Source organism: Sulfitobacter sp. DSM 110093 (genome assembly GCF_022788715.1).
Taxonomy (GTDB): domain Bacteria; phylum Pseudomonadota; class Alphaproteobacteria; order Rhodobacterales; family Rhodobacteraceae; genus Sulfitobacter.
On the sequence record NZ_CP085170.1, the window covers coordinates 215,910 to 227,166 of the forward strand.

The 11,257-nt window shown below is 61.7% G+C and carries 11 protein-coding genes; 10 read left to right on the top strand and 1 reads right to left on the bottom strand.

Translation table 11 applies throughout. The features are described from left to right. The first annotated feature begins 46 nt into the window (after positions 1-46). Genes DSM110093_RS20475 through DSM110093_RS20485 form a run of 3 tightly spaced genes read left to right on the top strand, consistent with a single transcriptional unit; the run spans position 47 to position 5,120 of the window. Complete coding sequence (locus DSM110093_RS20475; protein WP_243268245.1) at positions 47-1,921, top strand: TRAP transporter permease; 1,875 nt, start codon at positions 47-49, stop codon at positions 1,919-1,921. A gap of 31 nt (positions 1,922-1,952) precedes the next feature. Further along, entirely contained in the window at positions 1,953-3,659 is a 1,707-nt protein-coding gene (locus DSM110093_RS20480; RefSeq protein WP_243268246.1) for a thiamine pyrophosphate-binding protein, read from the top strand. Positions 3,660-3,671: 12 nt separating this feature from the next. After that, a complete protein-coding gene (locus DSM110093_RS20485; RefSeq protein WP_243268247.1) occupies positions 3,672-5,120 on the top strand; it encodes an FAD-binding oxidoreductase in 1,449 nt (482 codons plus the stop codon). 4 nt (positions 5,121-5,124) lie between these two features. Here DSM110093_RS20485 and DSM110093_RS20490 read toward each other — a convergent pair whose 3' ends face one another. Beyond that, positions 5,125-5,871: an SDR family oxidoreductase gene (locus DSM110093_RS20490; RefSeq protein ID WP_243268248.1), complete on the bottom strand. Its 747-nt coding sequence runs from the start codon at positions 5,869-5,871 to the stop codon at positions 5,125-5,127. 169 nt (positions 5,872-6,040) lie between these two features. Between DSM110093_RS20490 and DSM110093_RS20495 the strand changes: the two genes are divergently transcribed. The 7 genes from DSM110093_RS20495 to ureC all read left to right on the top strand — a co-directional run bounded on the left by DSM110093_RS20495 (position 6,041) and on the right by ureC (position 11,255). Next, entirely contained in the window at positions 6,041-6,652 is a 612-nt protein-coding gene (locus tag DSM110093_RS20495) for a TetR/AcrR family transcriptional regulator (RefSeq protein WP_243268249.1), read from the top strand. A gap of 11 nt (positions 6,653-6,663) precedes the next feature. After that, entirely contained in the window at positions 6,664-7,644 is a 981-nt protein-coding gene (locus DSM110093_RS20500; RefSeq protein WP_243268250.1) for a zinc-binding dehydrogenase, read from the top strand. Between the two features lie 189 nt (positions 7,645-7,833). Beyond that, entirely contained in the window at positions 7,834-8,706 is an 873-nt protein-coding gene (locus tag DSM110093_RS20505; protein ID WP_243268251.1) for an urease accessory protein UreD, read from the top strand. A gap of 1 nt (position 8,707) precedes the next feature. Continuing rightward, positions 8,708-9,010 carry an urease subunit gamma gene (locus tag DSM110093_RS20510; protein WP_243268252.1) on the top strand — a complete coding sequence of 101 codons (303 nt, stop codon included), beginning with the start codon at positions 8,708-8,710 and terminating at the stop codon, positions 9,008-9,010. A 9-nt stretch (positions 9,011-9,019) separates the two neighbouring features. Then, positions 9,020-9,217 (top strand): hypothetical protein, encoded by a 198-nt coding sequence (locus DSM110093_RS20515; protein ID WP_243268253.1) that lies wholly within the window; start codon positions 9,020-9,022, stop codon positions 9,215-9,217. Beyond that, positions 9,214-9,519, top strand: a complete 306-nt coding sequence (locus DSM110093_RS20520; protein WP_243268254.1) for an urease subunit beta — start codon at positions 9,214-9,216, stop codon at positions 9,517-9,519. Before DSM110093_RS20515 ends, DSM110093_RS20520 begins: the two co-directional genes overlap by 4 nt. Continuing rightward, positions 9,519-11,255: an urease subunit alpha gene (gene ureC / locus DSM110093_RS20525; protein WP_243268256.1), complete on the top strand. Its 1,737-nt coding sequence runs from the start codon at positions 9,519-9,521 to the stop codon at positions 11,253-11,255. Before DSM110093_RS20520 ends, ureC begins: the two co-directional genes overlap by 1 nt. The last annotated feature ends 2 nt before the right edge of the window (positions 11,256-11,257 follow it).

The window sequence follows — 11,257 nt, forward strand, 5'->3', positions numbered from 1 at the left end:
CGCTGGCGCATCGAGGCCGCCTTCCACTCTAGACGCGAGAACTTCCATGCAACTGTCGATCTTTCTGGACAAGATGCCCCTGATTACCCGTATAGCAAGGCTGATCTTGATCGGCATGGCTGCTTGGCATCTCTACGTCGCCTTCGTTGGCCCGCCCAACCCCTATATTATGCGAGGTGTGCACGTCGCCTTGGCGCTGCTGCTGATTTTCTTGACGGTGAACCGCAAGGGTCTGCGCAATGATGTGCCCAGTTGGTATGATGTGGTCATCGGGCTTATCGCGGCGGGTGCTGCGCTCTATCCTTCCTTTAACCTTAATTACATCACGCAGCGGTTTCTCTACGTCGACCCGTTGATGCCGATGGATATCGTGGTGGGGATCACTCTTGTGGTTCTGCTGCTTGAGGCAACTCGACGGATGCTCGGGCCGATGCTGCCCATTACCGCGCTGTTGTTTCTGGCTTATGGCCTTATCTTTACCTCAACCCTGCCTTCTGTGGTTCTTGAGCAGTTGTTCATGACCCCCGAAGGCATCTTCGGCATCCCTATCGCGGTTTCGGCGACCTATATGGTGCTTTTCATCCTCTTTGGCTCATTGGTCGAGCGGATGGGCGTCGGACAACTTTTCATGGATTTTGCCGTTGCGCTTACCGGGCGTCAGGTGGGCGGCCCGGCCAAAGTGGCCTGTGTGACCTCCGGCCTCTTCGGCTCGGTTTCCGGCTCTGCCGTGGCGAACGTAATGACCACCGGCACGTTTTCTATCCCGCTGATGAAACGCATGGGGTTCAAGCCCGCCTTTTCTGGCGCGGTCGAAGCTGTTGCCTCGACAGGTGGTCAGATCATGCCGCCCGTGATGGGGGCTGCGGCCTTTGTTATGGCCGAATATCTCGGCGTGGGCTATCTGACCGTCGCGAAATATGCGCTGGCCCCAGCGATCCTGTTCTACGTCGCCCTTTTTGCCGCGGTCCACTTTGAGGCCAAGCGCAAAGGCATCGGCTCGGTCCCGAAAGAGGACCAAGTGCCGCTGAAGAAGGTTCTCACTGAGCGCGGCCATCTATTCTTGCCACTTCTGATCATCGTCGGCGTTCTGATGATGGGTTACTCGGCCCCCTACGCGGCGCTTTGTGGTATTGTGTCGGTTGTGCCTGTGGCGGCCCTGCGCAAGACGACGCGGCATTACGTTACCATCGACAACATTCTCGAAGCGCTTGAGGGCGGCGCGCGCAACGTGCTGGCGATTGCGGCGGCCTGTGCCTGTGCGGGCATCGTGGTGGGCGTGATCGACATCACCGGCCTTGGCCTAACCTTCTCTAACTTCGTGATCGAAGCGGCCCAAGACACACTGGTCATCGCGCTGTTCTTGTCGATGATCGCGGGCATCATCCTTGGTATGGGGATGCCGACAACACCTGCCTATATCGTGCAGGTTGCCCTGCTGGTTCCGGCGCTGGTGAAACTGGGCGTACAAGTCGAAGCGGCGCACCTCTTTGTGTTCTACTTCGCCATCCTGTCGGCGATCACACCCCCCGTCGCCATGGCGGTCTATGCGGCCAACACCCTGTCGCACGCCAAGATCGTCGAGGCGAGTTGGGCTGCGGTGAAACTCGGCGCCACCGGCTTTATCGTGCCCTTCATGTTCGTCTATGAACCGGCGATCCTGATGCAGGGTTCGATCACGCAGATCACGCTGGTCCTGTTGCAGGCCACCATTGGCGTCATCCTGCTTGCCGCCGCCTTGCAGCGCTACTACTTCGGCCGACTATCCAACGTGCTGTCGGTGGTGCTGTTCGGGGCCTCCTTGCTGCTGATCTATCCTGATCTGCGGCTCACCGCCTCGGGTTTGATCATTGCGGGTGTTATTCTGGCCTTCCAAAAGTCTAGAAACCCCAATCCTGAAAGCCATCCGGCGACCCATACATAATCCTCTGAACGAACGAAACGGAGCCTTCTCCATGCTGCAGAAAACTTCCCTCAAGGCGCGGACCGGCGGACAGGTCCTTGTGGATCAACTGCTGGTCCACGGTGCCGACACCGCCTATTGCGTGCCCGGCGAAAGCTACCTTGAGGTCCTGGATGCGCTGCATGACGTGCAGGACCGTTTCACCCTTATCAACGCGCGGCACGAGGCCGGGGCCGCCAACATGGCCGAAACCTATGGCAAGCTGACGGGCACTCCCGGCATCTGCATGGTCACCCGCGGCCCCGGAGCCTGCCACGCGGCCATCGGCGTGCATATCGCGCAACAAGACAGCACGCCGATGATCCTGCTGGTCGGTCAAATCGCCCGCGACACGACCGACCGCGAGGCGTTTCAAGAAGTCGACTACCGCGCCATGTTCGGCCCCATCGCCAAATGGGCAACGCAGATCGACGACCCGGCGCGGGTGCCGGAATATATGGCCCGCGCCTTCCGCGTGGCGACCTCGGGCCGCCCCGGCCCGGTGGTGATCTCCCTGCCCGAGGACATGCTGACCGAGGTGGTTTCCGTCGCCGACGCGCGGCCCTATACGGCGACCCATGCAGGGCTGTCACCTGACAGTCTCGACATGCTCAAAACCGAGATCGCGCAGGCCGAACGGCCCCTGCTGCTGCTTGGCGGCTCTGGCTGGTCGGATGAGAGTGCGGCGGCCATCACCCGCTTTGCCGAGGCCAACAAGATCCCCGTCACCACCTCTTTCCGGCGGCAAGACATCGTCAACAACCTCTCGCCCGTCTATGCAGGCGATTTCGGCACCTCTACCGCGCCCAGCCTCTATGCGCATCAACGCGATGCGGATCTGCTCGTGGTGATCGGCGCGCGTTTGGGGGAGATGACGACCAAGACCTACACCACCATGCAATCGCCCAACCCCGACACCCGTCTGGTGCACCTATACCCCGACGCGGATGAGATCGGGCGCGTCTATTCGCCGGATCTGGGCATCGCGGCAGCACCTGTCTCTGTCGCTGCCGCATTGGACGGTGTCGATCTGGACCGCGCAGACGCATGGGGCGCATGGTGCGAGAAACTCCACGGCGATTATCTGACCGATACCGAAGCGCCCAATGGCGGCGACTGGGATCTCGACATGGGGGTCGCCCTTGCGCAGCTGCGCGATGAGTTGCCTGATGATGTGGTGGTCACGCTCGACGCGGGCAACCACACCGGCTGGGCGCAACGCTTCCTGCGCTTTGGCCGTCCGGGGCGGATTGTCGGCTCGACCTGTGGTGCGATGGGCTATTCCGTGCCCGCCGCCGTCGCGGCCTCGATCGCAGAGCCCGAGCGGCTGACGCTCTCCTTCGTCGGCGATGGCGGCTTTATGATGAGCGGCAATGAATTGGCCACCGCCGCACAATATGGCGGGCGGCCCATCGTGCTGCTGTTCAACAATGGCATCTACGGCACCATCCGCATGCACCAAGAACGCGACCACCCCGAGCGGATTTCGGGCACCACGTTGCAGAACCAAGATTTCGTAAAAATGGCCGAGGGGCTCGGTGCCCATGCTGAACGGGTGACCAAGACCGAGGATTTCGCCGCCGCCTTCACCCGCGCCCGCGAGAGTGGCCGCCCGGCGCTGATCGAACTGGTCACCGACCCCGAGCAAATCTCGACCCGCACCACGATCAGCAAGTTGCGCGCGGCGGCGCAGAAAAAAGCCGAAGCCGACCAGCGTTAAAGGATGACCCCGATGACCACCCTTACCGCGCCGCGCCGCGCGCCCGAAACGGACGGGCGCGACAATAGCGCCTTGCTCGATGATCTGCGCCAAGCCATCGGTGCCGCCCATGTCGTGACCGACGCCAAGGATTTTGACGCGCGGCTGATCGAAGATCGCGGGCTCCGGCGCGGCACGGCGCTGGCCCTCATCCGCCCCGGCTCTACCGAAGAAGTCGCCGCCTGCATGCGTCTGTGCCATGCCGCACAAGTGCCGGTGACCCCGCAGGGCGGCAACACCGGTCTGGCTGGGGGCGGCGTGCCGGACGGCGGGATCATCCTCACGACTGACCGGCTGAACCGCATCCGGGGGGTCGATCCGACCAACGCCACCATGACAGTTGAGGCGGGCTGTATCCTCGCCAATATCCAAGCGGCGGCGGATGAGGTTGATGCGCTCTTCCCGCTGTCGCTCGCCTCCGAAGGGTCCTGCCAGATCGGCGGCAACCTTTCGACCAACGCGGGCGGCACGGCGGTGCTGCGCTATGGCAATACCCGCGATCTGGTTCTGGGTGTCGAAGTCGTGCTGCCCGATGGGCGTGTGTTACACGACCTGAACGGGCTGCGGAAAAACAATACCGGCTTTGATCTCAAAAACCTCTTTATCGGGGCAGAAGGGACGTTGGGCATCATCACCGCCGCGGTAATCAAACTCCTTCCCAAACCCACCGCCCGCGCCACCGCGCTGGTGGCATGCACGGGGCCCGACCCGGCGCTGACGCTCTATTCAAGGATGCGCAGGCAGGCTGCCGATACACTCTCAACATTTGAATATATCGACCGGCTTGGCCTACAAATGGTGATCGACCACGCACCCGGCTGTAGCGATCCGATGGCCGAGGCGCATCCTGCCTATTGCCTGATCGAACTCACCGGCAATGGCGCACAGGCGGACCTTGATGCCCGGCTAGAGGGCGCATTGGAAGCGGCGTTCGAGGCGGAAGAAATCATCGACGCGGTGATCGGCGCGTCGGAGGCGCAGAAAGACGCGCTTTGGGCGCTGCGGGAAAACCTGTCGGAGGCGCAAAAGCCCGAAGGTGCGTCGATTAAACATGATGTATCAGTCCCGGTCTCCCGCGTGGCGGATTTCATCCGCGAGGCGACCCAAGCCTGCATGAACCACATGCCCGGCCTGCGCCCCTGCCCGTTCGGCCATTTCGGCGACGGCAACCTGCACTTCAACCTGTCGCGCCCCGTCGATATGGCCGATGCAGATTTCTTTTCAGAATACAGCACGTTCAACCGGATCGTGCATGATATCGTGCACCAGATGGGCGGCTCATTCTCGGCGGAACATGGCATTGGCACGTTCAAACGGGCCGAACTGCGCCGGTATAAGGATCCGGTCGCGCTGGAGTTGATGGAGCAGATCAAAGCCGTGCTCGACCCGGGCCATTTGATGAACCCAGGCAAGGTGCTTTGACGGCTTAACCGCGCCCCGTGAAAGGCATCTTGGTGGCCATCACGGTGACAAACATGGCGTTGGAGTCGAGCGAAAGCTTCGCCATGTATGACAGCGTTTCGGCCACGTCGTTCACATCCATACGCGGCTCGGACATGCGGCTGCCGTTGGGTTGCAGGATGCCGTCTGCCATCCGCTCCGTCATCTCGCTGGCCGCATTGCCGATGTCGATCTGCCCGCAGGCGATGTCATGCGCCCGCCCGTCGAGCGACAGCGCGCGGGTGAGCCCGGTGATCGCGTGTTTCGTCGCCGTATAGGGCACCGACAGGGGGCGCGGCACATGGGCGCTGATCGAGCCGTTGTTGATGATCCGCCCGCCCTTTGGGCTTTGGCGTTTCATCAAGGCGAAGGCCGCGCGGGCGCAGAGGAAAGAGCCGGTCAGATTGGTCGCGACGATGTCGTTCCACTCCGCGACGCTGAGCGCATCCACCTCAACCGCCGGACCATTGCGCCCGGCATTGTTGAACAGCAGGTCCAGCCGCCCGAAGGTCGCCTCCACCCTGTCAAAAAGCGCGTCTACATCGGCCTCAACCCCCACGTCGGCAGCCACGGCGATATGCCCCTGTCCATCAAGCATAGCACAGGCGGCGTCGATCTTTTCCTGTTGCCGCCCGGTGAGAACGAGAGTGAAACCGTCTTTCGCCAACCGCTGCGCGCAGGCGAGGCCGACGCCGCTCCCGGCCCCTGTGATCAGAGCAATCTTTTGGTTCATCCTACTATCCCATTCCTTATCGTTGCCCGTCCGGCCGTTACTGAGAATCTAATATATAAGATCGCGCAGGGATAGGTTTTTTCACCGCTTTCCAGTCATCACGGGATCCGCGCCTCACATTCGCGCGAGCGCACTAGACGACCGGTCTATTATTTCGTAGATGCCCCTCATGACAGAGGCAAAGAAATCAGATCAGACGCGGCAACGCATCTTGGACACCGGACGCGGCCTTGTGCTGCGGCACGGGTTCTCTGGCGTTGGCCTGTCGCGCATTCTTAGCGAAAGCGGCGTGCCCAAGGGCTCGTTCTACTATTACTTCGCGTCGAAAGAGGCTTTTGGCACCGCGATGCTGGCCGATTACGTCGAGGCCTATCTCGACCGCGTCGATGCGTTGATCGCAGCCCCGGGAACGGCGGGCGACAAGCTCGACAGTTTCTGGGATGCATGGCTTAGCCAATCCAGCGCCCCGGGGATCGCCAGCGCCTGTTTGGTGGTGAAACTCGGCTCCGAAGTCGCCGATCTGTCGGAGACGATGCGCGAAACGCTGGATCAGGGTGTCGATGCATTGGTCGCCCGGATTGCCCAATTGCTGCGCCAAGGCGCAGAGGATGGGACCGTTCGGGCGCTATCTGACCCCGAAACCACCGCCCGCATGCTCTACGCTAAATGGCTCGGCGCTGCGGTGCTGGCCAAACTGGCGCGCAGCGATGCGCCCCTGCGCATGGCGCGCGCTGAAACCTCTGGCCAACTCTCCCCCACCGGGGGCCAATTCCCAACCTGAAAGGAAACAGCATGTTCGCTGCCATCCACGACACATTCGGCGAGCCCGCCGAGGTTCTGACCACCCGCGAAACCGACAAGCCCGCGCCCGCCGCTGGCGAGGCGCTACTGCGCATGGTGCTCTCACCCATCCACAACCATGACCTTTGGACCGTGCGCGGCAACTATGGCTACAAGCCCGAACTGCCCGGCGCCATCGGTGGCTCCGAAGCGCTTGGTATCGTCGAGGCCGTGGGCGAAGGCGTTGACGAGGCGCTGATCGGCAAGCGGGTCACGGCGGCCGGGTTCCACGGCGCATGGGCCGAGTATTTCACCGCCCCCGCTGCCGGCCTGCTGCCCCTGCCAGAGGTGATTTCCGACGAAGCCGGCGCGCAGTTGATCGCCATGCCCTTCAGCGCCTTGTCACTGCTGGAAACCCTGAAGGTCGGCGAAGGCGATTGGCTGATCCAGACCGCTGCCAATGGCGCGGTGGGCAAGATCATGGTTGGTCTTGCCAAAGCGCGGGGCGTCAAACTGCTGAACCTCGTGCGCCGCGAAGGGGCTGCCGAGGAACTGCGCGAGACGGGCGCGGAAAACGTTCTCTCTACCGATGACGCGGATTGGCAGAGCAAAGCGCGTGAACTGATCGGCAAAGAGGGCGCGGTTTCGGCCATCGACTCGGTCGGCGGCGAACTGGGCGGTCAACTGGTCGAACTTCTGGGCAAAGATGGTGAATTGATCGTCTTCGGTACGGCGACTGGCCAGCCCCTCACCATGTCTTCGGGCGAACTGATCATGAAACACATCACCGTCAAAGGTTTTTGGGGATCGCGCGTTAGCGGCGAGATGCCACCTGAAACCCGCGTGCGTCTGATCGGTGAACTGGTGCAACTGGCGGCCAAGGGCCAGCTTCCGCTCGACACTGGCGGCATCTACCCGTTGGCAGAGGTAACCGAAGCGATGAATGCAGCGCTAACCACTGGCCGTGGTGGCAAGGTTATGCTGCGCCCATAATTAGTATCTGACTCTTGGCGGCGGCCCTGCGGATTGGGGCCGCCGCCCCTCGTCCGGCTTGAAATCTCGAAGTGCCCAAAAATAGTTCGCCTCAGGGATATCTTGCCGTTTATTTAGGCAAATTCGCCGGTCTGGCGCTCAGAAACTGCCCAAACGGTGACTCTCTCCCGTCTCTGTGTTGATTAAAAATTGACCAGAATTCCTGCGGGCGGAGCCATTCCTATCCTCGTTGAAGCCACCATAAACACGCCATGCGAGGCACCCGTGCAACCGCGCGCCATTGGCGCGGCGTTGGTTTCGGCCAAAGCCTCGCGGGGCCGATCTACGCTTAGCGATCTCCGTCAATCCGGCGCGATGAAACTGCTCTTTCCACGCCCTGACGGAGAGGCGTTGCAAGCAATCGTCATCAATTCCGCAGGCGGGATCACGGGGGGCGATGACTTTGCCCTCAATGCATGCGCAGAAAAGAATGCAATGCTCAGCCTCACGACCCAAGCGGCCGAACGCGCCTATCGCGCGCAGCCGGGTCAGGTGGCCAGCGTCCACAATAGTGTCACTGTAGAACCCGGCGGAACACTGCATTGGCTGCCTCAAGAGACAATTCTGTACGACGGCTGCGCGCTGCGGCGAAGCCTCTCCGTCAACCTTGCTCATGATGCCTCTCTGCTGCTGGTCGAACCGCTGGTCTTTGGCCGCGCCGCCATGGGCGAAGCCCTGCGCGACGCCAATTTCCGGGACCGGATTGAGATCACCCGCGCGGGCCAGCCGCTATTCCTTGATGCAATGACCTTGCATGGCGACGTGACCGAACATCTTGCCGCAGCGCATGTCGCGGCGGGCGCAGGTGCACTGGCCACATTGATCTATGTCGCCCCCGATGCCGAAGCGCGGCTGGCACGGCTGCGTGCCGCGCTACCCGAAAGCGCCGGGGCCAGCCTGATCGGCCCTGACTTGCTGGTCGCGCGTATCCTTGCCCACGACAGTTTCGACCTTCGACAATCGCTCGTCCCGATCTTGGGCGACCTTAGCGGTGACACCCTTCCCAGATCATGGATGACCTGACGTGCAACTGACCCCGAGAGAAAAAGACAAATTGCTGATTTCCATGGCCGCCGAAGTGGCGCGCAAACGCCTAGCGCGGGGGGTCAAGCTGAACCACCCCGAAGCAATCGCCTTAATCACCGACACCGTGGTCGAAGGCGCGCGCGATGGCCGCAGCGTGGCCGATATGATGCAGGCCGGCGCCCATGTGATCACCCGCGAAGACTGTATGGAAGGGGTGTCTGAGATGATCCCGGAAGTGCAGGTCGAAGCGACATTCCCCGACGGGACCAAGCTCGTCACCGTTCACAACCCTATTAGATAAGGACATATCATGCCCCGTTTCGCCCCCCTTCTCGCCCTCCCGTTGATGTCCTGCGCTATGGCGGCCTTTGCCCATTCTGCCCCCCTGCCGCACAGCCACGGGGCCGAGGCGGAAACATCGTCGATCATGTATGCCGTCGCCGGTCTGGCCTTTGTTTTGTCGGGTTTGATTGCCGTATCTCGACGCTTGAAAACGGCCAAAGCATGATACCGGGAGAGGTTTTTCCAGCGGCAGGTACGCTGACCCTTAACGCTGACCGCGAGGCGATTACCCTGATGGTCGCGAATACCGGCGACCGCCCGGTGCAAGTAGGCAGCCACTACCATTTCGCCGAGAGCAACCCCGCGCTTGATTTCAACCGCGCCGCCGCACGGGGCTTGAGGCTTGATATCGCAGCAGGCACCGCCGTGCGTTTTGAGCCCGGACAGCGCCGCAAGGTGTCGCTTATTCCGTTCAGCGGTGATCGGCGTATCTTTGGCTTTAACAGCGCGGTGATGGGAGACCTCTGATGCCTGCACAGATCAAACGCGGTGACTATGCTGCCATGTTCGGCCCCACGGTGGGCGACCGGGTGCGGCTGGCCGACACGGACCTCATCATCGAAGTTGAGCGCGACCTGACCACCGAACGCAGCGGCCAAAACGCCCCCGCCTATGGCGAAGAGGTCAAGTTCGGCGGCGGCAAGGTGATCCGCGACGGTATGGGCCAATCGCAGGTGACCCGCTCAGGCGGGGCCGTTGATACGGTCATTACGAATGCGCTGATCGTCGACCACTCAGGCATCTACAAGGCGGATGTGGGTCTGAAGGACGGGCGCATCGCCAAGATCGGCAAGGCAGGCAACCCCGACACCCAGCCGGGCGTGAACATCATCATCGGGCCGGGGACCGAAGTGATCGCGGGGGAGGGGCGCATCCTCACTGCCGGGGGCTTCGACAGCCATATCCACTTCATCTGCCCGCAACAGATCGAAGACGCGCTGCATTCTGGGCTGACCACCATGCTCGGCGGCGGCACCGGCCCTGCGCATGGAACGCTGGCCACCACCTGCACACCCGGCGGTTGGCATATCGGGCGCATGATGCAATCTGCCGACGCCTTTCCGATGAACCTCGCCTTTGCAGGCAAGGGCAACGCCAGCCAGCCCGCCGCCCTTGAGGAACAGATCAATGCGGGCGCCTGCGCGCTAAAGCTGCACGAAGATTGGGGCACAACCCCTGCCGCGATTGACTGCTGCCTGAGCGTCGCCGACGCGATGGATGTGCAGGTGATGATCCACACCGACACGCTGAACGAAAGCGGCTTTGTCGAACATACCGTAAAGGCCATGAAGGGCCGCACGATCCACGCCTTTCACACCGAAGGCGCAGGTGGCGGCCATGCGCCCGACATCATCAAAATCTGTGGCGAAGAACATGTGCTGCCGTCGTCAACCAACCCGACGCGGCCCTTTACCGTGAACACGCTGGAAGAGCATCTCGACATGCTCATGGTGTGCCACCACCTTGATAAATCCATCCCCGAAGATGTCGCCTTTGCCGAAAGCCGGATCCGGCGCGAGACCATCGCCGCCGAAGATATCCTGCACGACATGGGCGCGTTTTCGATCATCGCGAGCGATAGTCAGGCCATGGGCCGCGTGGGGGAGGTGCTAATCCGCACATGGCAAACTGCCGACAAGATGAAAAAACAGCGCGGGCGGCTGGCCGAAGAAACCGGTGAAAACGACAATTTCCGCGTACGACGCTACATTGCAAAATACACGATCAACCCCGCCATCGCTCATGGAATCTCAACACATATCGGCAGCATCGAAGAGGGCAAGCGCGCGGATCTGGTACTGTGGAACCCCGCTTTCTTCGGGGTAAAGCCTGAGATGGTTCTATTGGGCGGCAGTATTGTCTGTGCGCAGATGGGCGATCCGAACGCGTCCATCCCCACGCCACAGCCGGTATATTCGCGGCCCATGTTCGGCGCGTATGGCCGCGCTGTAGAGAATTCTGCCGTGGTTTTCGTCAGCGAAGCGGCAGAGGCTGCGGGCATTGGCAAACAGCTTGGCCTTGCGAAGCAAACCATCGCCGTGCGCAACACCCGCGACATCGGCAAGCGCGACCTGAAACTGAACGATGCGCTGCCCAAGGTGGAAGTGAACCCCGAAACTTATGAAGTCCGCGCCGACGGCGAATTGCTGACCTGCGAGCCTGCCTCTATTCTGCCGATGGCACAACGTTACTTCCTGTTCTGAAA